Genomic DNA, 22,075 nt, shown 5'->3' with positions numbered 1-22,075 from the left:
TTACATTACATAGAATTACTATATACTATATTTATAATATTACATAGAAATTCTATGCACAATGATTTTATATAAAATCATCCATTATTATCGCTGTTTTTATTCTCTATGGTAAAATTTTGGCATGTAATTAAATTGCGAATTGCAGGTGAATTAAATGGAAAATGAATATTTTGTCGGATGGGGAACCCTCGCTCTGATTAACGCTGGATTAGCTCAAGGGAAAAAACGCAGCGGACTTAACTGGTTTTTCTTATCTTTATTTCTTGGACCGTTTGCTACTTTATGCTTAGTGATAGCTGATAAAAAAGCAGGGTCATAGATTACTTGATTGTATTATAGGTGCGCATTGTTAAATTCAAAGAACACTTTTTCAAATAATCGGAGCTTCATATGCACATTGAAAAGGTCAATGAACATCTTTTTCGAAAAACTCCTGCTACATGTGTTCATTGACCTCATCTATGAACACTTTTTCCGAAAAAACTCAGAGCCGTGTGCTCATTGACCTCTTCTATGAACACTTTTTCCGAAAAAACTCAGCCTCATGTGTTCATTGACCTCTTCTATGAACACCTTTTCCGAAAAAACTTAGCCACATTTGCTCATTGGCCTCTTCTATGAACACCTTTTCTGAAAAAATTCAGCCTCATGTGCTCATTGACCTCTTCTATGAACACTTTTTCCGAAAAAACTCAAAGCCATGTGCTCATTGACCTCTTCTATGAACACTTTTTCCGAAAAAACTTAGCCTCATGTGTTCATTGACCTCTTCTATGAACACCTTTTCCGAAAAAACTCAGCCTCATGTGCTTAATGACCCCCTCAATAAACGCCTTTTCCGAAATAGCCCATCTCCCCTCTCTATTGAATGGCCAAAAAGCTTAATTTCAAATATACCCCCTAAAGAATTAATCCAATATATTTTTTAATCTGAATTTTATGGTAGGATAAAATTAATTAATAAAAAGGAGAGATTTTCATGCTGCAGCGACCTACCGAAAATGAGTATCCGAAGTATTATGTGCCATATGTTCAATCTGTTCCTGAAGGGGATTTGAGAGAGATTCTTAATGATCATTTAGAGAAAATGACTGAGCTTTTTGAAGGGATTTCCGAAGAAGACAGCCTTTTCCGCTATGCTGAGAATAAATGGAGCATCAAAGAAGTTCTTGGTCATATTACTGACACTGAAAGAATCATGAGCTATCGCCTTTTAAGAGTGGGACGCGGAGATCAAACAGAATTAGCGGGATTTGATGAGAATTTCTTTGTCCAAGGTGCGAAATCAAATCAACGTTCTCTAAAGGATCTTCTCGAAGATTTCATTGCCACAAGAAACGCCACCATCAGCTTAATTAAAAATATGCCTGAAGAAGCCTGGACAAACGAAGGCTTTGCCAATGGAAGCCAAATCACAACCAGAGCCATTGCCTACATCATTGCCGGCCACGAAGTCCACCATCGGAGCATTATTAAAGATAGATACCTTTAATTTGGTGTCAGGCACCACTCGTGGACAGTTGTCCACGGTAGGTGGACACAATATTTTACATAATAACCTTTCAGTAGTATTTAACGAGTTATTTAACATGAAAAAACCTAATCGCATCTGATTAGGTTTTTATCCAAGCTTGGCTCGTGAAGCTGCTGGTTGATATTTTCTCATTGGGCCAAAATCCAATACCTCTTGGAGATAAAGATTACCTTTTGGACTTGTTTTCTTAAGCAGTTCCATCAAATATGTAATATCGTCCATCGCTCTATGTGTTTGATAGTTTGTAATATTGTGTGCCTCCAACAATGTTAGCAGTTTTCCATTTGGAAAGCCGTATTGTTTCCAAGGCACATTCCTCATCGTACAGAACCACTGCAGGTCATTCACTTCCGGGTACATATGAAAAAGAAAGCTGCGGTCAAAAGAAGCGTTATGCGCAAAAACAGCATCAGCACGTTGAAAATAAGTTTTAATCTTTACATCGTAGAAACTTTTTCCCTCAACAGCCTCATAAGGAATCCCGTGTACTTGAAAAGCCCGGTCATAATTCCTTCGCGCAGAACCTGACAACGGCTCCCGTAAAAAGGAATCCTCCTCAATTACATCAATTACTTCACCAGTATCCGTCCGATACGAAAACAGCTTCAATGCTAATTCAATTACTTCATCTGTTTTTGGGCCTAAACCAGTTGTCTCAACGTCAAGTACCAGACCTACCTTTTCCTCTATCCGCAAAATCATCATCCTTTTAATAGTGAAATTTCTTCCATTATAGCAAAACTGAACGAATCAAGCCTACCCTAAATTCAATTCCACTTTCTGGTTAATTCTCTCATATTCATGGATAGAAGAAACATCAGCTACACTGCTAAATCATTTTTTGCCGGTGTTTCTACCATTTACTTGATAACCCCGCAATGAAAGCCTCTAAAATAAACTCCAAGCTTTGATCCAAATCAAGTGTAAGTTTAAAACCACCCTTTTGCTCCAATGCAGAAAAACCATGCAGTATACTCCGTAATCCTCTAACCGCATGCAAAGCCCTATCTCCTTCTAAATTAAAATCACGAAGCACTTGGAGGGAAAGATTAACAATTTTAGCACCTGCTTGCTGAACCTCATTATCCTCGGAATCAGGTGCCATCAATGTTGCCTCGTAAATTCCTGGGTGCTCTCGGGCAAAACTAACATATGCTTTACTTATAGCAAATACAGCTTCGGTGCCTGACACCCCGACTGCAGCATCAGCCACAACCTTATATAAGCGGTCAAGGCCAAAAATGGCCAGTTTCTTTCTTAAATCCGGCAGCCCGTCAAAATGGTTATATAATGAGGGCGGCCGAATCCCTAGATTCTTCGCTAAGTTGGCAAGTGAAACCTCATCTATTCCTTGTTTGTCAGCAATTTTCCCTGCTGCTTCTAATATCGTAGTTAACCTAAGTCCAATTTTGGGTCTTGGTGACATCTTTTTTACTCCTCTATCTTATTTTTCGTTCTAAATTTTCGATAGCTTGTTCCATCACTTTCAAAGGATTTGCTATCATTTCTCCATGGCCGACTGCTAGGAGCTGAGGTTTGTAGTTCAAGAGCTTCTTTGCGCTGGCAAGAGCCGTCTTTTTACTCCACGTTCCGAACGAAGGAAATGGAAACAGCGGCTTCAAATCTCCCGGGACTGCGATTCCTCCTCTTGTTTGAAAAGCATCACCTGCAATCAATGCATTTGTCCGGATATCCAGAAACGACATAGAGCCCGGAGTATGCCCTGGAGACTCAATAGCCTTCAAAGAGCCAACCAAACCGCCTTCCTCCAATAATACGTTTGCCCTTGTTTTTAATTTTTTCGGAACACCGCCTTTGATTGGCATCTGATCTTCATGGGGATCTAGAGAGCGGTCATTACTCATTAATCTGTGATCGCGAACAGAAATATAGACGGGCACATCTGGCATAAGCTCTTTTAAAGAATCAAGAGCTCCTACATGATCTTCATGGGCATGGGTCAATACAATTTTGGTAATAGGTTTTCCGATGCTTTCTGCTGCTTTCACAATGCCGTTCGTACAAAAACCAAGAGCCGCATCAATCAATGTTAACCCATCCTCTTCCTCAACCAAATAGCAATTAACCGGAAAAACCTTCGCCATAAACGTTACTTGATATAAATGACCGTTTTGAATCACTCTCACTTCGACCCTCTCCTTAACTAACATCATTAGTTTTATTTTAACTAATACCATTAGTTAAATCAATTGACTTTTTCCATTTTTTATAAAAAATATTTCAAGATCCAGCTTGTAACAAATCGTTCAAATCATTTTTACAGATTTGTGAATTAGTGATCAATCTACCCTATTTTCAAAATAAATCTGATATATTTACAGTGTAATCATTAATTAAAAGATAAATAATTTAAGGGGTGTTTCAAATGGCTGTTAATTGGTTAAGAGAAAACAAAGTTGCTGCCGTTATTCTAACTGTTCTTCGATTATATCTCGGATATTCTTGGATCACAGCAGGCTTCCACAAACTAACAGGCGGTTTTGATGCTTCTGGATATTTAAAGGGTGCGATTGCTAATCCGGTTAAAGGTCCAGACGGAAGCTTAGTTTATGGCTGGTATGTATCTTTCTTAAAACATTTCGCTCTTCCAAACGTCGATATATTCAATACAATTGTTCCATTAGGTGAATTTCTAGTCGGATTAGGTTTAATCTTAGGATGCTTAACAACAGCTGCCATGTTCTTTGGTCTAGTGATGAACTTTGCTTTCTTCCTTGCTGGAACTGTATCTCATATCCCAACCGACCTATTCATCGGTGCGATTATCCTATTCGCAGGCTACAACGCTGGTCATTTCGGCCTTGACCGCTGGGTGATTCCATTCATTCGCCGGACTGCTATTAAAAGAAACAACACGATAAAACAAAATGCTTAATCCCTTCTCCCAAAACGCCTCGCTCCTTAAAAAGGAGCGGGGCGTTTTCTCTTATATCAGATATTGAAAGAATTATTGAAATTTCCATTCCCTACTGTATAATTGTTCCTGAATCACTAATATGAACCCAAAAGGGGGAGGTCGAAAATGGCAAACGCCACTATTATCCAATTTAACAATGTAACGAAACAATACGATAACGATCCGCCTGTTCTTGATAATGTCAGCTTCGAGATTGAGCGTGGAAAGTTTTATACACTCCTAGGTCCGTCAGGCTGCGGTAAGACCACCATTTTGCGGCTTATTGCAGGATTTATGGAACCGTCTAAAGGGGAAATATTTTTTAATGGTAAAAAAATCAACCAAATACCGGCCAATAAACGTCAGGTTAATACGGTCTTCCAGGATTACGCCCTTTTTCCTCATTTAAATGTGTTTGAAAATGTGGCATTCGGGCTGCGGATCAAGAAATTAAAAAATGCCGAGATTCAAGCGAAGGTAAAAGAAGCCCTTAGCTTCGTTAACCTTTCCGGCTATGAAAACCGGGAAATCCGCGAAATGTCTGGCGGTCAGCGCCAGCGTGTGGCCATCGCCCGGGCAATTGTAAACGAACCGGAAGTGATTCTTCTGGATGAACCGTTATCGGCCCTCGACCTTAAACTTCGGACCGAAATGCAATATGAATTACGCGAGCTCCAGCGCCGCCTTGGGATTACTTTTATTTTTGTCACCCACGACCAGGAAGAAGCGCTGGCAATGTCTGATGAAATCTTTGTTATCAATAAAGGGACCATTCAGCAGAGCGGAACACCCACAGATATTTATGACGAGCCGATTAACCGCTTCGTTGCTGATTTCATCGGGGAATCGAATATCGTTAGCGGTAAAATGAAAAAAGATTATCTTGTCGAGTTCGTCGGCCGCGAATTTGACTGTGTGGACATGGGCTTCACCCCAAATGAGCCCGTCGAAATTGTCATCCGTCCTGAGGATCTTGAAATCACTTCACTTGAGCGCGGCAAGCTGCAGGTTAAAGTTGATTCCCAATTATTCCGCGGGGTTCATTATGAAATCTCCTGCTATGACAAGGACGGCAACGAATGGCTTGTTCACTCGACTAAAAAGGCAAATGTCGGTGATCAAATTGGACTTTATTTTGATCCGGAGGCGATTCACGTAATGCGCCTTGGAGAGACCGAAGAAGAGTTTGACCGGCGCTTAGAAACCTATGCGGATGTGGACCGCCATGGAAAATAAACTGACCCGTAATTTATATAAAATACCGTATTTACTGTGGATTCTTGTTTTTGTTATTGTACCGATTGCCCTTATCGTCTATTATTCATTTTTTGATATTGAGGGCCATTTTTCACTGGACAATTACCGGAAATTTTTTACGCCGGTTTACTTACAAATGACGGTCAGCTCATTTTGGTATGCGTTTTTAATCACAGCGATTTCGTTGATTATCGCCTATCCTACCGCTTTGTTATTAACAAAAACAAAGCATAAGCAGCTGTGGCTGTTATTGATTATTGTTCCATCTTGGATTAACCTCCTGTTAAAGGCCTATGCCTTCATTGGCATTTTTGGCACGTACGGGGCTGCTAACAGCTTTTTAAAAATCATTGGGATTGGCCAGCAGCAAATTTTGTTTACCGATTTCAGCTTTGTGTTTGTATCGGTCTATATCTTTATCCCATTTATGATTTTGCCAATTTTCAACTCATTAAACGAACTGAATCCAACCCTAATTGATGCTGCCAACGACTTAGGGGCATCCAAATGGACTACATTCCGCCGTGTGATTTTTCCGTTAACGATTGACGGTGTAAAATCCGGCTGCCAGGTAACGTTCATCCCAGCACTGTCATTGTTCATGCTGACACGACTTATCGCTGGTAACCGCGTGATTACGCTCGGTACCTCCATCGAACAGCATTTTCTTGTAACACAGGACTGGGGAATGGGTTCAACTATTGCGGTGTTTTTGATTATTATCATGGTATTGATCATGGTACTGACTAACACTAGGAAGCGAGGTGTGTAATTTGGATAGAAAACTAACTCTATTATCAAAACTGTTTTTGATCATCATCTTTTTTATCCTGTATGCACCTATTTTCTTTCTCATTTTTTACTCCTTTAACAGCGGGGAGACGATGTATAGCTTTAAAGGCTTTTCCCTGGAATGGTACCGGGAGCTGTTCCACGATACAAGGCTGCTCATTATCGTTCTGAATACGATTGTGGTTGCCCTGTTATCTTCCCTTTTTTCAACAATCATTGGCATCTTTGGTGCTTTAGCCATCCATATGGCCAAAAGACGGCAAACCAAAAATGCGTTATTGTCGTTCAACAATGTGCTGATTGTCAGCCCAGATGTTATTATCGGGGCTTCGTTTCTAATTTTGTTTACAATGGCAGGCATTAAACTTGGATTCTACTCGGTTCTCTTGTCACATATTGCTTTTAGCATTCCGATTGTGGTGCTGATGGTGCTGCCAAAATTAACGGAGATGAGTCCGTCACTGATTGATGCTGCAAGAGACCTTGGGGCAAGTAGCTGGGATGTGATGTCGAAGGTCATTATTCCTTATATTTCACCAGGGATTTTTGCCGGATTTTTCATGGCGTTAACGTATTCTTTAGACGACTTTGCGGTTACGTTTTTTGTCACCGGAAATGGTTTTTCAACGCTTTCCGTTGAAATTTATTCGTTAGCACGCCGCGGCATTTCCTTGAATATTAATGCTTTATCGGCCTTGCTGTTCCTGTTCACTTTTGCTTTAGTGGTAATCTATTACTTTATCACCCAACGGAATAAGCCGAGCGGAATGGGGGTGCGGAAACGATGAACCACTTGGTCCGTTTTTTCCTGATTATCGCCGTATCGTCAGCGATTATTTTATATGCGATTTCAAGCCTGAATACCTCACAGGGCTATTCCGGCACCAACACGCTGACAGTTTATAACTGGGGCGATTATATTGACGAAAGTTTAATTAAAAAGTTCGAAAAACAAACCGGCATCAAGGTAATCTATGAAACGTTCGATTCCAATGAAGCGATGATGACCAAAATCGAGCAGGGCGGTACGAGTTATGATATCGCTGTTCCGTCTGAATATATGATCGATAAAATGCGGCAGGAAGATTTATTAATTCCGCTGGATCACTCGAAGCTGCCGAATTTAAAAAATATTGATCCGCGCTTTATGGATCTGCCGTTTGATCCCGAGAATAAATATTCCGTTCCTTATTTCTGGGGCACGGTCGGAATTGTTTATAATCCCAAAATGCTTCATGGTAAAAAAATTACCAGCTGGAACGACCTATGGGACCCTGATTTAAAAAATCAGATTCTGTTAATCGACGGCGCCCGTGAAGTCATGGGAATGGGGCTGAACAGTTTAGGCTATTCGTTGAACGATACGAATAAGAAGCATTTGCTTGAAGCAAAGAACAAACTGGATCTGCTCACACCAAATGTCAAGGCGATTGTCGGCGATGAAATTAAGATGCTGATGGCTAATGAAGAAGCTTCTATTGGTCTAGTGTGGTCGGGGGATGCTTCTGAAATAATGTCGGAGAATGAAGATTTGGACTATGTGGTGCCTAAGGAAGGCTCCAACCTGTGGTTTGATAATATGGTTATTCCGAAAACAGCCAAAAACATCGAAGGAGCCCATAAGTTCATTAACTTTATGCTCGACCCAAAAGTCACCGCCAAAAACACCGACTATGTGGGCTACTCAACGCCTAACAAAGCAGCCCTGAAATATATGCCAAAAGAGGTCGTAGAAGACGAGCGTTTCTACCCAACACCCGAACTAACCAAAAAACTCGAAGTATACGAAAACCTAGGCAAACGCAACCTAGCCACATACAACGAGCTTTTCTTACAATTTAAAATGCATCGGAAATAAAACACGGGGGATGATTTTTCTGGTTCATAGCAACAGGAGAATTATTCCCTGTTTTTTTATCGGGACTATTCATTACATCGCTTCTAAAAAACATCGGTCTAAACTGATAAGTACAACAACAAAAATCATAAAATATAAAAAGCACCACAATCATCGAAAAATGCGAGATTGTGGTGCTTTCGTCATCATTAATAACTTTGATCTTCCTCTAAACGGTTTTTACTCCCATACCAATTCGTAAGCTGTGTAAGAATCGCAAAGACGAAAAAGAAATTCATGGCCCATACGTTAATAAATGGGGCAATGCCTCCAAATTCAATCGTTGCATATCCCTTTAACTTCATCACAATCATCGACTCAACAAAAATCAAAATAAACCCGAGCACACCCGCAGCCGCTGCTCTAAACAATTTAATCCCCCCAATTTTTTCTCCAATCCCATTTATGACAAACATTATTTATGACAATTTAGTGAACTCTATAATACAATTATATTCCATTTTCCATTAAAGACAACAAAAAAAGAATATGGTTTCAGTGTTCCATTTAATTCGTAAAAATAATAATTTGATTAAATATCTATAATGACAACGTATGTATTTTAATTTTGCTTTTCTGTCCTTTTATTTGGAGGAATATAAATAATTTTATGCACCACTTTTAGTTCCAAAATAGGTATCCAACTAGTCCGAAGATAAAGAATTTGCATAGACTATTGGTGAATCAGGACAAATGTTTAAGGAGTGTGTTTAATGCATAATATGCCTTTTGGTATCCCTTATGGTGGATGGATAGGCTGTCCACTTCACTATTATCCACCTCAAGTTTTTCCATCTCAATATGATCCACCTTTAGTTTCAACGGCACACCATCACCCTGTCTATACCCACTTTTTTCATAATGGATCCGCTCCTTTGTTTGCCGTACCATTAGCGGCACCAGTCCGATAACAAACGCCATGATTTCAGCGCTATAGGGGTGGGGTTCAGAAACGTTCTCCACCCTTAAGAGAGAATAGAGACAAAAGCCCTCTTAAACTTAAACTTAAACTATCCCCTTTTATTGTTAGCATCTATTTTTTGATTACCTGTTTTGATACGGGTATTTTTTTCGCAATAATATCATAAAAACGTTATTTACCGACTATGTCCAATTACTAAAAGTGTGGTTGTAGAATCCTGTACAATAAAAAAGACACTTTCTTTGTCGAGAAATGCGTCATTTAATGGAACAACTATGGAGACCTTACCTTATCATTAATTCATCAAAACAAAAAATTCTTTGTTCAATTAACGAATTGACGGCCAAGTCCCTTGCATTTTTCTTAATTGAATAATTTGCCCTGTATGATAAGCATCATGAAGCATGATGTCAAGTAATTTCCCCTCAAGTGAATTTTCGTCAAGCTTTTCATCGGAAATTGTAGTCAATACCTGTCTTAAATTACGTTGAGCTTTTTCGGCACGTTCAACGACTTTTTTCCATTCGTTATCGTCATTAGATTGATTGGTGAGATAGAAGGTTTCATCACCGTCGAGATTATGTGTCCATTCACGCCCCTGCAAGGTTTCAGCAAGTCTCTCTTTGTAATATATAAGATGATTAACATTCTCCCAAATGGTTTTTGTAGCCTTTCCAGATGGTTTCCAGATAGCTTGTTCCGCTGTAAGTCCTTCTATTGAATGTTTAAAGGGTGCATACCAACTCTCTTTATCGAAAGTTGAATCCAGGACATTTAAAAGCAAGTCAATTCGACGCAAGTATCTCTCCTCCTTCATAATACCAAGAATTTTCTAAAAATAACCTCTGTATAAGATTCTACATTTTTATAAAACATCCTCTCAATCATTTGATGATTTTTTTACAGTTTTTTAATATCTCCATTGTACGTATGCTTTACCATTCAAATTTTTTGCTTTACTGAATTTCTATTTTATATAAAAAGGTTGCCAAATGGTTGTACATACTTGATTCATATACTTAAAAAAATAATTCACTACACTCATACTCATTTTCTTCCTAACAAAACAATCTATATACCTACTAAATAAATCATTTTGATAAGAAAAAAGAAGTGTCACCCTTGAAATATTTGGTATTACCTATTCCCTTTAGAGGATAATTTTAAGAGACGATGTACAAAAAAACGAGAATATTGTCGAATAATATAATGGTTAAGCCATAAGTCTGATTATATGAATTTGATAATCAGAATTCTATATTTTTTTGGGGTGCAAATATGTCATTTAATCTTAAAAGTAAAGTGCTTGAGAGGAAAAAAAAGAAGGAAATACTTATTCGTAAATTAGATTTGCTGTTGCAGCAAAATAGAAAAATGAAGACATATAAAAAAGAATCTTAAATTCTATACAACTTAGGCTTATTAAGGCAAAACAGTACTTCAAATCTTTCCTGAAACTACTAAACCGCCTTATTATGAAATATCCGATTCTTCCGCAATATTTCTATATTAAAAATTCTCTAAAATTCCTTTAGTCCACTGTCGGCCCTATTTAGAAATTGAGCGCTGATCCTTATAAAAAGATCAGCGCCTGTTTGTGTGTAAATAGGAAGCGGATTTTTAAGAAAATACCACATCAACTGTATTTCAAATTTAGTTATTTATTTTTAATTTCTTCTAGTAGAGAAATAACCTTTTCATTCTGATCAATAATTGTTTGATTTTGTTTTCTTAACTTTGTGAAGTCAAACAAAAATACCAATAAGATTGCAATTACCAAGAACCCCATTAGCGTCCATCTCTCCCGATTTATTTATACTACACTAATTAATTTAATCTGCTATGTTTGCAGATTTTTATATTCGATTAACCAGCAGTCTCTATACTGGCCCTCATGAAATTCATGTTTTGGTAGAATTCTAACCTTTTTAAATCCGCACTTTTCATAACACCTTAATGCCCTGACATTAGATATTTGTGGATCCATAATGATTCTGTTAGCCTGCTTCTTTTCAACTAGATACTCTACCATTGAATTGACAAGCAGAGTCCCAATCCCTTTATTCCAATATTCTGGTTCACCAATGAACTGGTCAATCCCATATATAATTTCTTCCGTACCGTAGTCTCTTATCTTACTCGTCTCTTCATTCACTTGATAAAACTGTATGTACCCAATCCTTATTTGATTGTATTCTACAATACATTTTTCCACTTCAGCTTCACCATTAAAAAATACATTTGCTACTTTTTCTGTATCAAATGGGTTATCCCTGCCTTCATAAAATTCAAGGACAGCAGGGTTGGAAAGCCATTTAGCCAAAAAAAGCTTATCTTCGTCTTGTAAATGCCGAACATTTAAACTTTCTTTTTGATATAACAACAAGGACACCTCTTTCCTATAAATTTTACTTGCTCATTATTAAAAAAGCGTTCCTGTTTATCACAGAAACGCATTCTTAATTGAAGAATCACTTAACTTTCTCAAAATGTTCAACGGTTGGAAATGGATCATAAAAATGATGTAACTGCCTTTTCCATTCTTGATATTCTTTGGATTGTCTAAACCCAACTGTGTGATCTTCTAATGTCTCCCATTCAACCAATAATAAGTATTTCCCCTTAACTTCCATACAACCTTGTAATTCATGAGATATGTAGCCCTTCATTGAAGAAATAATTTCCGATGCTTTACAAAATGCTTCTTCATATTCCGCTTCCATACCTTCCTTAACTTGCAGCATAGCAGCTTCTAATACCATTTAATTTTCCCCTTTGCTGATTAACATTATTGTTATAAAAAATTTAAATCCCTATGTTAAACCAACGTAAACTTTGACATACCGCGAGAGTAAAAAAAAAGATAGTGATTATTAGTATAAACCAAGAATAAAGGTCCTTTTTTGTTCGGGATAATTTATAGATGAAGAATATTAGCACCGAAATTAGTATTAGCATTACTGTAATTGCTAATAGCATATTAACCACAAACATATTGATCCTTCTTCCCCTCAACAAAAAATGAACAGTCGAAAAAAATTAATTTAAGCTAAATCTTCCTCACCCATAAACAACTCGACCTGAACTCCACTTTTTTAATAATACTTATTCGTCAAAAATACCTATATTCCTTCCTATTCTTTCATCACGCGGCCCCCAACCAGATTTAGCTAACTGTCAGTAAATCAAAAAAAGGAAAGACATTACCCTATAAAGTAATGCCCCAATCGTAATTCCCTTATATTACTAACCAAAAAATAAATCCAGTATATTTGATCCCGTAGAAGATGCCTTATTGTAGAATTCGGAATACCCGCAATTCTTGCAATATACAACGATAAACTGATTATGCTGAATATCAAACATTTTAGATAATCCAGTTCCAGTCATCGCAACTTCCTTTTTCGCCGCATCTTTGCTTCCGCATTTTATGCAACCTTGTTCAGACATATTTCTTCCCCTCTCTAAAATTTTTCTTGATCCATTTTTAAAACAAAAAACTACTGTTTCTTAATCAATTACATTCACTTCTATATATATTCGCTTTATATAATTTTTATAAAATTTTCAAAGGAATTTCATCATTTTTGTGGAATTAATAAAATAAAATCCGTTATAAGGTGGAATAATTGTGAATTTGATTAGCTCTCCTATTGCCTGTAAGGTTAACAACGTTTTTATTCATGTGAGTGACCTCAAAAGATCCGTGGAATGGTACAGTGATTTACTTGGGCTACCATTTGAAACGGATCTTGTTGAATCTCCTGTCTACAACATCCCTGTTACCTCTGAAACTGGACTAACTCTCGATGACCACACGTTTGATCCAGGGTTTAAATTAAAACCCTCGGAGCATGTTTTATTTAATTTCTTCGCCAAAGATATTGATGAAGCGTACCATTTTATTACAGAAAAAGGAATAACTATTGTTAAGGAAATAGAACGTATTGGTCATTTTGCCTATTTTAACTTTCAAGATTTAGATGGAAATGTTTTAATGATTTGTAATTGCTAAAAGTTCAAAGCTATGGTCAGAGGTTTACTGCCATAGCTTTTTTTAAAGATTCGTCTAAGACTTGCCCGTTGGGAAGAAAGTCAAATCGAAGTCCCAGGATCATATTTTATGAACGTTTATTTTCCAAATCATATGATGAGCCCCATCTCCCCAATAATCCTTTAACAAATAATCCGGTTCACCAAATTTCTTTTGCCAGATTTTTTGTGCACTGCTATATCCGCTATCTAAACAGAATTCTTCAATTCCCGCATTTTTTAAGGTTAAGTACATTTCGGCTAGCAGTTGGTTACCAATCCCCTGTCTTTGATAATCTGGATGCACGAATACTGTCCCCACTTCATGTAGATCTTTTAATGCATTGTCTGTGCAATGATTAATTAGCTCACTTGCTGGACCATATTCGATTGATCCAATTATTTTTTTTCCATCTAATGCAATTAGAAAATACCTATCTTTGCCGCCGCTAGCGATATCTTTTCTTAGATAATTTCCTTTGCCTTTATTTCTTGTTCCATATCATCCAACATATTCCCAATACCTTCCTTAAATAAAGGTATCGGTTATTACAATTCTAAAAAACTTATTTAACTCTATTACATCCTCTTCTCTCGGTCTTCGGATCACAATGTCTCCCATTCTTTCCCCCCATTATTGCTTCTTCCCTATAATACTCTTTTCTGCCCCATCATTATTTTTTCAATATACCTAAATATTCTTCCCAAGGCCCCACATCTTCCTTATATCTCTTAGCCATGACCCGGACAATTTGAGCAATGTGTGTTAAATCATGAACAACCCAGGTAGAAAGCAATTCTCTTACCTTCACTACACCAAATGCAGGGTGGAAACCCGTCAATTCAAAATGTAATTCAGGTTTAATAAGAGCTTTAAGTTTGGTTATATTTTGCATTCTAAGCATTTTAAATTCAAGCAGGTTTTGTTCCATCGGCCTTTCAGTACCTTCCTTTAAATGTGAGAATCGGTCAAATGGCGGAAATGGTTTACTCTCACCTTCCTGAATAATAAATTCTAACCTCGGTATCCAATTATTTTTTTCAGCCTCAATGAGATGCTCAATCACCTCAGCAGCATTCCATGTTCCTTCACCTTCATGACAGTAAAGCCACCCCTCAGATAAATCAGATAAAAAATACTCCAAAGTTTGTGGTGTACGTTCTAGAACCTCGATAGCTTCATTCATATTAAAATGCATAAAAACTGCTCCTTTCTACGATTAATAGATTTAAATAGTAAAAATCACATCATAAATTGTTGTTTGTTTTCTCTCTCTAACTAATAGGCTGCTTCTAATAATATTTATTTCAACAACTCGAAAAGAAACACCTTTTTTAACCAGACACGTTAATAATAAAAAATTGCCACATAAACAACCATACCACTGCAACAATTACTAAATCCTAAGTGTTGTCTCGGTTTCAATTTAGGGTCACTCTCAGTTAGCTTGATGAAAAGTAACCCCTATAGCTTCTCGGTTTTCAAATTAAAATTTATCAGATTCTAAATAGAACTGATATCTAATGATAAGAATTGTTTCCAAAACTAATAAAACAAACAGTAAAATAATATGAGGGAATAACGCGCGTGTGAGAATGAGTGAAACCAAAATCGCACACAAGATATTTGCCACATAACACACAATAAAAATGTTTGTCTGTCTTTGCTTGATGTTCATAACAACATAATTTAATAAAGCAAGGAAAATTAGTGAACATCCAAAACTAGCAAACCAAAGATCATTAATTGTATATCCATTGTAACCAATCGGGGTCACAGCAATATGAACGATCCCAAACATACAGATAACCATAGTAATCGATAAAATTATTTTTCTCATTTTGAAATCCCCCAGTGAATTTTTTGGAAAGTGCATTATTCACGATAGAAATTTTTTTATTTCCTTCCACAATGGACACATTGTCCGCGTCGTCGATAGTAGTAGGCAAGAGCAGCAAGACCAAGCAATACTCCCCATGGAACCCAAATGAGCATCGGGCCAACAGTACCACTGATGGAGCCCAACAACACACCGTCTGCTGGCAAAAGGTGAAAGGTAACAGCAAAAAATGAAAAGGTAAAGACAACACCGGCTGCCGTGATAGCAATTGCTACAATTGACGCGGGTATAACCGCTAAAAGGATGGGAACCCTTTTGCCGCCAATGAATGGGAACCAGCGTGGAAAAACTTCACCCCATTTCATAATCAAGCCAAGTGTGAGAATACCGCCAGCTACACAAATTGTCCCAAATACCCATTCTGTGAGTTGCGCCATCGGATTAATGGTATTAAAATCTTTTAAAAACTCTGCATCCACTCCAAGTGGAATATTTAACGCCCATGCAAAACGTGTTAGTGCATAAGGCAGGGGGGCTATAGCGGCAATAATCGTAATTTGCCGCGCCCATCTCAAGAGCAAAAAAGGTTTGCCTTCCTCTGCCCGACCGCAATATCCACAGGCAATGTGTGTTCTTCTATAATAGACAACAGCAGTTAAGATCCAAAGCAGCGCACCTATAATACATATAATCTGATTGAACATTAGCCAGTTGAATGCAAACTTAAACAAGAAAGCATAAGCCATGACCGCTATTAAACTAATATCCGGAATAAATAGAAGCAAAAAAGATGCGAATACCCAGGCAAAGATGAGAAATACACGTCGTAGAAAGATTCTTTCTAAAGATTTTTGTATGGAAATACCTAAGCCAAAACCACAGAAACAAAGAATAACAAAAACAATGCCTCCCACTTTTGCGGGAAGATAGGTAATCATGGCCGAAAAGTATCCTAAACTGTCATTATTAAATGGATATCCTTCTCCCTGAAATAACCAATAAAGATGAATAGCCCCATATAGTAACGACCAAGCAGCTGCTACATATCCAATCCAAGAAGGCCAATTTTTCAAGCCTTTTTCAGTACCTCTTTTCATTAAAGGCGATATAGAATTCATTGTAATCATCCTCTTTCACTTTATTTTGAATAACTATACTTGACCAACTGCACTTTCCACTTTTTCGAAGAGAATATCTCAGAGTGGCCGCAATTAATCGGCATAATTAAACCCCACCTTCATACTAACCATTGATGGTTAAATTGAAGGTGGGGCCGAGTTTAAATTTTGTTTAACTTTTTTCAAATACATAAATTCTCGTACCGCTAGAGGAGCTTTCAATCTTCCAATCCAAGTTCATTTCCTTTAACATTAGTGAAACGATGGATAGACCAATTTCGGCCCCCTTCTCCTGAGATCCAGCGTTCATCCCTGGTCCTTTGTCTTCAATAATAATAACGTTTTTTTCATCTTGTTCTTCGGTATGGACACTGATATACCGTCCAGTTTTCGCATGCCTGACTACGTTCTGAAACAAATTATCTAATACTCGCGTGAACCATTGGGGGTCGATATTCCAAATTAACACTTGATCTGGCAAACGAACATTGACTTCAAATCCTTCTTTTTCAAACACTGGATACCAGCTTGCGAGCGAAGAACGTAATAACCGTACCATATCTGTCATTTTCCGCTCCATGGTATATTTCCCTGCTGACAGCAACGTATAGGCAAGAAGATTATCAAGTAATCGGCTTAACATATCCACTTTACTTTCAATCAAGTAAAGCGATTCTTGACCTTTTAAAGATAAAGACTCCTTCTTTAATGAATAGGCGTGACCACGAATGGTTGTTAGTGGCGTGCGTAAATCGTGCGAAATATTAGCAATTAATTGTTTTCGAAGAACTTCTTCCTCCTGTTCACGGTTTCTGCTTTTTGCCAGCTCGTCAATCATATGATTAAATGATATTCCTAATTGCCCAATTTCATCTAATCTCATAACTGTAACCTTATTAGGTAAACCAGTCACGCCAACTTCAGTCATCGCAGTTTGCAGCTGAACGAGCCGTCTGCGAATTTTAGAGAAAAATAACCAAGAGATAAATAGAAATAATACGAAAACAAGAAAACCGTATAAAAGTAAGTACACGTCTTCGTTTACTGATATAGAAAGAGGATCCGTAAGTGAATGTGGCACTTGAAAAACCATAAAACCTTGATCTGAATCGCCTCCGATATAGGCAACGATTGTAAATGGGCCTGTGCCCACACTTTTTTTCATGAATTGTACACTCTCTTGTATTGTCCATTGGTTCGGGATATTTCTTTGATTAGGCAGCATTTGCTTCGTTTTGCCACTCCCATCCACCCAAAATATCATTGCCTTTGAATATTGTTTTTTCAATGCTCTCAGCCTTTTGTCTATTTTATCAGACGTTGCACCATCCAGCTTTTCCGCTTCCCGTTGCCACATTCTTTCTAATTCTTGCGTATCCATATATATGATTTTTTCTTTGCTGTCTTTATCTAAGAAACTCTTTGGAAGGTAATAGACCGGCAATACTATTGGCCATAAGACCAGCGCCGCAGAGATAATGAGCAAATACTTCGTTAATAAGGAATTGCGAATTTTCATTGCCGTACCCTGTATCCGATACCTCGAATCGTTTCAATAATTTGCGGATGACTCGGATTCTCCTCTATTTTTTCGCGTAAATGGCGGATATGCACCATCAGCGTTTTATCCCCTTCCATATAAGGACTTCCCCATACTGCTTCGAATATCTGTTCTTTTGTGAGAATTTGGTTCGGATGGCGGAGTAAGTACGTAAAAATTTGAAATTGCTTTCCTGTTAGGATGATTTCGTTATTCGTTCTTGAATCTAAAATTCGATTTTGATGCAAATAAATTTGAAGATGGGCAAGTTGAATAATTGGTGGTGACAGCTTTTCGAATCGTCTTAACAGCACTTCTATACGTGCCGCTAACTCATCGGGATGGAATGGTTTTGTTAAATAGTCATCGGCAAACGTTAGACCTTGCAATTTATCTTCAATTGCGGTTCTAGCAGAAAGCAATAAAATCGGTGTCTTTGGAAACTCTTTTTTTAGCCGCTGACCTATTGAAAAACCATCCAAACCCGGAAGCATGATATCAAGGATTACGAGATCGGCTATCTCTATTTGATCAATTACTCCTTCCCCGGAAGTGAGCCAGATCACATGGTAGCCTCGTTCAGTTAAATCTTCAGTAAGCCAAGCTCCAATTTCTCTATCGTCTTCTATGTATAAAAGATTTTTTCTCATCTCTTTTCTCCATTCATAAAGTACGAAATATTCATAATCTTATTGTAACATTTTGGTTAACTGACCCCGATATTTTATGACAATAACAGATGCTCACAAACAATTAATTTATAGGAAAAAGCTTGAGCAATTTATGAATAAATTCTTATTGGCTGGTTATCCTAAAAAAAAAAATTGTTCCCTGAAAGATTATATTTAGAAAATTTGTTATGGGGGATGAAACAATGACATAATCAAGGAACTGAACATTAGAATTTTTTATTATTAATGCCTCTATTAATTAAGTTTTTAAAACAACGAGAAAGGGGTTATAACTTATGGTTATAAATTGGGGTGCAACAGCAGTATATAATACCATTATGTCTGTATCAGTAGGTGTTGCTTTATTATCAATTGTTAATTTTTTTTCTCACTTAAATTCTAATAAAATTGGACATATAGAAGGTTGGGCAATTGGTTTTGGAATTCCAGGATTCATATTAACTATAACTGGTTTACATATGACTTTGACTTGGCCGCTTTCAAAAATGGGATTTGCATTTGATGATATAATCTTTGGTGAATCATCTTTAGCTTTTGGGGTTCTTCTATTAGCAATAACTGTGCTCTTATGGCGGAAAGCAAATTTATATTTAAAACAAGGTATCGATATGAATGATACAACTGTAGTATCTGAAAAATTAAAGAAAGAATTACCATCATTACTAAAACCATTATCATTTTTTGCAGCAGCAATGGGATTTGCTCTTATTGCAATGGGATGTGCTGGTGTAACTTTTCGTTTATTTGCTGCTCCTCCTCAAGAACCCATTTCTGGATTATTCGCTGCATATCCAATGATTGAAGCAACATTTATGTCTATTTTACTTGCCCTTACAGGAGTTGGAGCAATCTTATTCGCTGTTAATCAAAAAGAAAAGCCTAACTTAGGTCTGGTTAAATTTAATAGATCAGCTTGGGTCATTACCGGTATTATTTGGACCGCATTTGGCATTATGAATTATTTTACGCATATAGGATTAATCGTGCACACAATGAAATAAGTAAAATGATTAATATAAAGGTCACATATATTAGATATATCTAAAATGTGTGACCTTAACTTATTTCTTCTTTAATTACCGCACTAAATATGAAACGGGTCTTCGTTGTTATAAAGCACCTTTAATAAACATGACATTAGTTACTTTTTTCGAGGAATCGTTAGTGTGTTCCAATTACTTGATTTTAACATTTTTGCTAGATAAACAATCTGACCGACATGATAAGAATAGTGGTACATTTGTCGTTCAATCGCTTCTATCACTGTATGGGGCTCATTTCGAATGGTGATTGTTTTTAAGAGATGGTCTTCCCGAATATCTTTTAAAGCAGATAGAAAGGTTTGCCAACCAAGCTCCCACAATTTCATGACTTGTTCTTTAGTTTGGAGGTCTCCGACAAATTCATCATCTCGATTTCGAGAAGGTTTTTCACCATCTGTCGTGAAAAAATCAGTCCAGCGCGAAACCATATTACCGCTCATGTGTTTTACAATAATAGCGATACTGTTGGATTCCTCATTCGGGGACCAAAATAATTCTCCTTCGGCTAATTGTTCTATTGCTTTTTCAGCAGTTTTTTTTGATTCGCTAAACCGTTGGATAATAGTTTTCAAATATTCACCAGCTATGTTCATACTAATCACTCCATTATAAGGTTTTTTTTATTTATTCTTTAAACTATTTAGGAATCCCTTTTTTAAGAACTTACAAAAATACGGCTGCCTGTTAATTACGTACATTTCGACATAAAAAGCGTTTCTGCTTTATGCAGAAACGCCTCTTATTAATACAACTTAGGAAAAACCTTGGCTATCGCGAATTCAGTTCATGCAGTTTTAGTAGCTGGTATTTCCTACTATGATTCAGATCCAGCAGGCTTAGTGTACAACTGCACTTTTTTATTAGCTATTTCCTTTAAACCAATCTGGATCATTCTAAAAACCATAATCCATGAGAGAATCATCAGAACTATTTGAACGATAAGGGATATTCCGGATATAGGCGTGTCCCATAAAGCATGCATTAATACGACAATGATAAATATGCGAGTGAATTTTGGGTTTAACAACATCTTCGAATCAAAATCCTTGTTCTTTTGTACCAGGCAAAAGGCAGCTCCTGTTAAAGCGGCCCAAGCGACATGTCCCCCAGGTGCTAAAATACTGCGCCAAAGAATAGTGGCATACAGGTTGTGGATGCTGCCGGACAGAAGTGCTCTTAATGCATAGCCAGCCGTTTCAAAAGCGGCAAAGCCTGCCCCTACAGCAGCTCCCAGCAGAAGCCCATTCAACACAAACCGATATTTGATGTTCCGTACAAAAATAATCACCGTTATCACTTTGGCCAGTTCTTCAACAATACCGATCGTAATAGGATTGATGTTATGTTTTAATATATCAAAAAACACCAGAGCGACTAACATCGATAGGATTCCGCCGATAAATACCACATAAATAATTTTATAAACAGCAATATTTTGCGGCGCATTCATTTCCCAGAAGAAGGTCAATGTCGTGATTGGCACAGCAAAAGCACCAACAATAATAAGACCCGGAATGAAATTAATATTTCTAAACCAACTCACTCCCAAGTACATTCCTACAAAAACAATAAGTGCAATAAGAAATATTCTGGCAAACAACCAAGGCTTCGGCCATGTTTCCTTTACTTCCTCAATTTTAGGCGTTGTAAGCGCCGTTCCTACGATAAAAAGCCGTTCAGCCTCAAGTTCACTATGTTTTCGGAACACCCGGGAAAAAATATTTTGGAATTTGGGTTCGACCGAACGTTCATGCCTCGGAACAAAATCAACAAATTGAGCAAACTCATAAAACAAGCTGTTTAAATCCTGCTGCGAATGGTCACCGCTAACAAATTTACGGCCGCAATTTAAACAGAACCTTACTTTATCCGGATTTACATAAGCACATTCTGGGCATTTCATTAAGTCGTCTCCTCTTATCATCCAACATTTCATTTTATACTTTTCCCTATATATCATTGTTTAAATCATTTTCATAAAAAAGGAAAATCATATGTTTTGTTGAATATTTACTGGAGTACCAAAATAAGGGGAGATAAAATGAGCAGCCAAGTTTGTGTTATTAGTATTAATGTTCCAAATTTAAATGAAGCCATTGACTTTTATACTCATACTTTAGGTTTTGAGGTAAACAAACAGTATGGCCCTAAGATTGTTTCACTTGTCCACGGGGAGTTACCAATAGTTTTAGAAGAAAACGAGAACGCAGCCTATAATCATGATGAAAAAATTACAGGAGTTGCATTAGGGCTGCGGACAGAAGATATTTACGAAACAGTAAAATTCTTAAAACAAAAAGAGGTCAATTTTATTGTGGACGAACCAACAAATTGTCCTCCAGGAAAATATATTAGTTTTAGAGATCCGTTTGGGAATATTTTTGAATACATACAATTTGAAAATATGTAGAAAGTAAATCAAGTCCAACATTAGTTGTTGGCTTTTTTTATGCTCTTGTTGCTGAAACGCTCTCGTTTGTTTTTAAT

27 protein-coding genes and 1 pseudogene are annotated in these 22,075 nt (G+C 37.2%); 10 read left to right on the top strand and 18 right to left on the bottom strand.

Annotated features, from left to right (window positions below; all coding sequences use genetic code 11):
• The first annotated feature begins 157 nt into the window (after window positions 1-157).
• Both A6749_RS28645 and A6749_RS17750 read left to right on the top strand, forming a co-directional pair.
• Complete coding sequence (locus A6749_RS28645; protein ID WP_169809867.1) at window positions 158-322, top strand: hypothetical protein; 165 nt, start codon at window positions 158-160, stop codon at window positions 320-322.
• A gap of 660 nt (window positions 323-982) precedes the next feature.
• A complete protein-coding gene (locus A6749_RS17750) occupies window positions 983-1,495 on the top strand; it encodes a DinB family protein (protein WP_066393122.1) in 513 nt (170 codons plus the stop codon).
• A 129-nt stretch (window positions 1,496-1,624) separates the two neighbouring features.
• Here the strand turns inward: A6749_RS17750 and A6749_RS17745 are convergent, their stop codons facing one another.
• From A6749_RS17745 to A6749_RS17735, 3 genes are all read right to left on the bottom strand, one after another.
• Window positions 1,625-2,239, bottom strand: coding sequence for an exonuclease domain-containing protein (locus A6749_RS17745; protein ID WP_236719694.1), 615 nt, complete (start codon window positions 2,237-2,239; stop codon window positions 1,625-1,627).
• A 151-nt stretch (window positions 2,240-2,390) separates the two neighbouring features.
• Window positions 2,391-2,963: a TetR/AcrR family transcriptional regulator gene (locus A6749_RS17740; RefSeq protein ID WP_066393112.1), complete on the bottom strand. Its 573-nt coding sequence runs from the start codon at window positions 2,961-2,963 to the stop codon at window positions 2,391-2,393.
• Window positions 2,964-2,976: 13 nt separating this feature from the next.
• A complete protein-coding gene (locus A6749_RS17735; protein WP_066393110.1) occupies window positions 2,977-3,684 on the bottom strand; it encodes an MBL fold metallo-hydrolase in 708 nt (235 codons plus the stop codon).
• Between the two features lie 239 nt (window positions 3,685-3,923).
• Here A6749_RS17735 and A6749_RS17730 point away from each other — a divergent pair, with 239 nt between their 5' ends.
• From A6749_RS17730 to A6749_RS17710, 5 genes are all read left to right on the top strand, one after another.
• The gene (locus A6749_RS17730) at window positions 3,924-4,433 is read left to right on the top strand and encodes a DoxX family protein (protein ID WP_066393107.1); all 510 of its coding nucleotides are present in this window, start codon (window positions 3,924-3,926) and stop codon (window positions 4,431-4,433) included.
• Window positions 4,434-4,580: 147 nt separating this feature from the next.
• Window positions 4,581-5,690, top strand: coding sequence for an ABC transporter ATP-binding protein (locus A6749_RS17725; RefSeq protein WP_066393105.1), 1,110 nt, complete (start codon window positions 4,581-4,583; stop codon window positions 5,688-5,690).
• A complete protein-coding gene (locus A6749_RS17720; protein WP_066393101.1) occupies window positions 5,680-6,483 on the top strand; it encodes an ABC transporter permease in 804 nt (267 codons plus the stop codon). The genes A6749_RS17725 and A6749_RS17720 overlap by 11 nt, the downstream gene beginning before the upstream one ends.
• Window position 6,484: 1 nt before the next feature.
• Complete coding sequence (locus A6749_RS17715; RefSeq protein WP_066393099.1) at window positions 6,485-7,291, top strand: ABC transporter permease; 807 nt, start codon at window positions 6,485-6,487, stop codon at window positions 7,289-7,291.
• Window positions 7,288-8,361: an ABC transporter substrate-binding protein gene (locus A6749_RS17710; RefSeq protein ID WP_066393096.1), complete on the top strand. Its 1,074-nt coding sequence runs from the start codon at window positions 7,288-7,290 to the stop codon at window positions 8,359-8,361. The genes A6749_RS17715 and A6749_RS17710 overlap by 4 nt, the downstream gene beginning before the upstream one ends.
• 188 nt (window positions 8,362-8,549) lie before the next feature.
• Here the strand turns inward: A6749_RS17710 and A6749_RS17705 are convergent, their stop codons facing one another.
• The 7 genes from A6749_RS17705 to A6749_RS17680 form a co-directional block, all read right to left on the bottom strand.
• Window positions 8,550-8,771 carry a hypothetical protein gene (locus A6749_RS17705; protein WP_066401030.1) on the bottom strand — a complete coding sequence of 74 codons (222 nt, stop codon included), beginning with the start codon at window positions 8,769-8,771 and terminating at the stop codon, window positions 8,550-8,552.
• 313 nt (window positions 8,772-9,084) lie between these two features.
• Window positions 9,085-9,321, bottom strand: a complete 237-nt coding sequence (locus A6749_RS17700; RefSeq protein ID WP_127485551.1) for a hypothetical protein — start codon at window positions 9,319-9,321, stop codon at window positions 9,085-9,087.
• Window positions 9,322-9,650: 329 nt separating this feature from the next.
• Window positions 9,651-10,121, bottom strand: coding sequence for a DinB family protein (locus A6749_RS17695; protein ID WP_066393089.1), 471 nt, complete (start codon window positions 10,119-10,121; stop codon window positions 9,651-9,653).
• An 858-nt stretch (window positions 10,122-10,979) separates the two neighbouring features.
• The gene (locus A6749_RS29165) at window positions 10,980-11,111 is read right to left on the bottom strand and encodes a hypothetical protein (RefSeq protein WP_269085704.1); all 132 of its coding nucleotides are present in this window, start codon (window positions 11,109-11,111) and stop codon (window positions 10,980-10,982) included.
• 51 nt (window positions 11,112-11,162) lie between these two features.
• On the bottom strand, window positions 11,163-11,714 hold the full coding sequence (locus tag A6749_RS17690) for a GNAT family N-acetyltransferase (protein WP_330220449.1): 552 nt from the start codon (window positions 11,712-11,714) through the stop codon (window positions 11,163-11,165).
• Between the two features lie 79 nt (window positions 11,715-11,793).
• On the bottom strand, window positions 11,794-12,084 hold the full coding sequence (locus A6749_RS17685; protein ID WP_066393086.1) for an antibiotic biosynthesis monooxygenase family protein: 291 nt from the start codon (window positions 12,082-12,084) through the stop codon (window positions 11,794-11,796).
• A 484-nt stretch (window positions 12,085-12,568) separates the two neighbouring features.
• A complete protein-coding gene (locus A6749_RS17680) occupies window positions 12,569-12,772 on the bottom strand; it encodes a zinc ribbon domain-containing protein (RefSeq protein ID WP_066393084.1) in 204 nt (67 codons plus the stop codon).
• Window positions 12,773-12,953: 181 nt separating this feature from the next.
• Here A6749_RS17680 and A6749_RS17675 point away from each other — a divergent pair, with 181 nt between their 5' ends.
• Window positions 12,954-13,337 carry a VOC family protein gene (locus A6749_RS17675; RefSeq protein WP_084797888.1) on the top strand — a complete coding sequence of 128 codons (384 nt, stop codon included), beginning with the start codon at window positions 12,954-12,956 and terminating at the stop codon, window positions 13,335-13,337.
• A gap of 99 nt (window positions 13,338-13,436) precedes the next feature.
• Here A6749_RS17675 and A6749_RS17670 read toward each other — a convergent pair.
• From A6749_RS17670 to A6749_RS17645, 6 genes and pseudogenes are all read right to left on the bottom strand, one after another.
• Window positions 13,437-13,976 (bottom strand): annotated as a pseudogene (locus A6749_RS17670) (GNAT family N-acetyltransferase).
• Window positions 13,977-14,028: 52 nt separating this feature from the next.
• On the bottom strand, window positions 14,029-14,553 hold the full coding sequence (locus A6749_RS17665; RefSeq protein ID WP_066393072.1) for a DinB family protein: 525 nt from the start codon (window positions 14,551-14,553) through the stop codon (window positions 14,029-14,031).
• A gap of 288 nt (window positions 14,554-14,841) precedes the next feature.
• The gene (locus tag A6749_RS17660) at window positions 14,842-15,195 is read right to left on the bottom strand and encodes a hypothetical protein (protein ID WP_066393069.1); all 354 of its coding nucleotides are present in this window, start codon (window positions 15,193-15,195) and stop codon (window positions 14,842-14,844) included.
• A 56-nt stretch (window positions 15,196-15,251) separates the two neighbouring features.
• Window positions 15,252-16,322, bottom strand: a complete 1,071-nt coding sequence (locus A6749_RS17655; protein WP_153043035.1) for a hypothetical protein — start codon at window positions 16,320-16,322, stop codon at window positions 15,252-15,254.
• Between the two features lie 163 nt (window positions 16,323-16,485).
• Window positions 16,486-17,832, bottom strand: coding sequence for a HAMP domain-containing sensor histidine kinase (locus A6749_RS17650; RefSeq protein WP_066393063.1), 1,347 nt, complete (start codon window positions 17,830-17,832; stop codon window positions 16,486-16,488).
• The gene (locus tag A6749_RS17645) at window positions 17,829-18,503 is read right to left on the bottom strand and encodes a response regulator transcription factor (protein ID WP_066393055.1); all 675 of its coding nucleotides are present in this window, start codon (window positions 18,501-18,503) and stop codon (window positions 17,829-17,831) included. Before A6749_RS17645 ends, A6749_RS17650 begins: the two co-directional genes overlap by 4 nt.
• Window positions 18,504-18,820: 317 nt before the next feature.
• Here A6749_RS17645 and A6749_RS17640 point away from each other — a divergent pair, with 317 nt between their 5' ends.
• Window positions 18,821-19,546: a DUF981 family protein gene (locus tag A6749_RS17640; protein ID WP_066393052.1), complete on the top strand. Its 726-nt coding sequence runs from the start codon at window positions 18,821-18,823 to the stop codon at window positions 19,544-19,546.
• Window positions 19,547-19,686: 140 nt separating this feature from the next.
• On the opposite strand, the gene A6749_RS17635 is transcribed toward A6749_RS17640, so the two are convergent.
• Both A6749_RS17635 and A6749_RS17630 read right to left on the bottom strand, forming a co-directional pair.
• Window positions 19,687-20,181, bottom strand: a complete 495-nt coding sequence (locus A6749_RS17635; protein ID WP_066393049.1) for a DinB family protein — start codon at window positions 20,179-20,181, stop codon at window positions 19,687-19,689.
• 221 nt (window positions 20,182-20,402) lie between these two features.
• Entirely contained in the window at window positions 20,403-21,491 is a 1,089-nt protein-coding gene (locus A6749_RS17630; protein ID WP_066393042.1) for a PrsW family intramembrane metalloprotease, read from the bottom strand.
• 138 nt (window positions 21,492-21,629) lie between these two features.
• Here A6749_RS17630 and A6749_RS17625 point away from each other — a divergent pair, with 138 nt between their 5' ends.
• Window positions 21,630-21,998 carry a VOC family protein gene (locus A6749_RS17625; protein WP_066393039.1) on the top strand — a complete coding sequence of 123 codons (369 nt, stop codon included), beginning with the start codon at window positions 21,630-21,632 and terminating at the stop codon, window positions 21,996-21,998.
• The last annotated feature ends 77 nt before the right edge of the window (window positions 21,999-22,075 follow it).

Source organism: Neobacillus mesonae (genome assembly GCF_001636315.1).
GTDB lineage: Bacteria > Bacillota > Bacilli > Bacillales > Cytobacillaceae > Neobacillus > Neobacillus mesonae.
Note: the sequence above shows the minus strand (reverse complement) of the source record. Positions and strands in the feature narration are given on the sequence as shown.

Coding starts and splice junctions, on each gene's coding strand:
- A6749_RS28645 (WP_169809867.1), top strand. CDS start 158: ATGGAAAATGAATATTTTGTCGGATGGGGAACCCTCGCTCTGATTAAC.
- A6749_RS17750 (WP_066393122.1), top strand. CDS start 983: ATGCTGCAGCGACCTACCGAAAATGAGTATCCGAAGTATTATGTGCCA.
- A6749_RS17745 (WP_236719694.1), bottom strand. CDS start 2,239: ATGATTTTGCGGATAGAGGAAAAGGTAGGTCTGGTACTTGACGTTGAG.
- A6749_RS17740 (WP_066393112.1), bottom strand. CDS start 2,963: ATGTCACCAAGACCCAAAATTGGACTTAGGTTAACTACGATATTAGAA.
- A6749_RS17730 (WP_066393107.1), top strand. CDS start 3,924: ATGGCTGTTAATTGGTTAAGAGAAAACAAAGTTGCTGCCGTTATTCTA.
- A6749_RS17725 (WP_066393105.1), top strand. CDS start 4,581: ATGGCAAACGCCACTATTATCCAATTTAACAATGTAACGAAACAATAC.
- A6749_RS17720 (WP_066393101.1), top strand. CDS start 5,680: ATGGAAAATAAACTGACCCGTAATTTATATAAAATACCGTATTTACTG.
- A6749_RS17710 (WP_066393096.1), top strand. CDS start 7,288: ATGAACCACTTGGTCCGTTTTTTCCTGATTATCGCCGTATCGTCAGCG.
- A6749_RS17700 (WP_127485551.1), bottom strand. CDS start 9,321: ATGGCGTTTGTTATCGGACTGGTGCCGCTAATGGTACGGCAAACAAAG.
- A6749_RS29165 (WP_269085704.1), bottom strand. CDS start 11,111: ATGGGGTTCTTGGTAATTGCAATCTTATTGGTATTTTTGTTTGACTTC.
- A6749_RS17685 (WP_066393086.1), bottom strand. CDS start 12,084: ATGGTATTAGAAGCTGCTATGCTGCAAGTTAAGGAAGGTATGGAAGCG.
- A6749_RS17680 (WP_066393084.1), bottom strand. CDS start 12,772: ATGTCTGAACAAGGTTGCATAAAATGCGGAAGCAAAGATGCGGCGAAA.
- A6749_RS17665 (WP_066393072.1), bottom strand. CDS start 14,553: ATGCATTTTAATATGAATGAAGCTATCGAGGTTCTAGAACGTACACCA.
- A6749_RS17660 (WP_066393069.1), bottom strand. CDS start 15,195: ATGAGAAAAATAATTTTATCGATTACTATGGTTATCTGTATGTTTGGG.
- A6749_RS17655 (WP_153043035.1), bottom strand. CDS start 16,322: ATGATTACAATGAATTCTATATCGCCTTTAATGAAAAGAGGTACTGAA.
- A6749_RS17650 (WP_066393063.1), bottom strand. CDS start 17,832: ATGAAAATTCGCAATTCCTTATTAACGAAGTATTTGCTCATTATCTCT.
- A6749_RS17645 (WP_066393055.1), bottom strand. CDS start 18,503: ATGAGAAAAAATCTTTTATACATAGAAGACGATAGAGAAATTGGAGCT.
- A6749_RS17640 (WP_066393052.1), top strand. CDS start 18,821: ATGGTTATAAATTGGGGTGCAACAGCAGTATATAATACCATTATGTCT.
- A6749_RS17635 (WP_066393049.1), bottom strand. CDS start 20,181: ATGAACATAGCTGGTGAATATTTGAAAACTATTATCCAACGGTTTAGC.
- A6749_RS17630 (WP_066393042.1), bottom strand. CDS start 21,491: ATGAAATGCCCAGAATGTGCTTATGTAAATCCGGATAAAGTAAGGTTC.
- A6749_RS17625 (WP_066393039.1), top strand. CDS start 21,630: ATGAGCAGCCAAGTTTGTGTTATTAGTATTAATGTTCCAAATTTAAAT.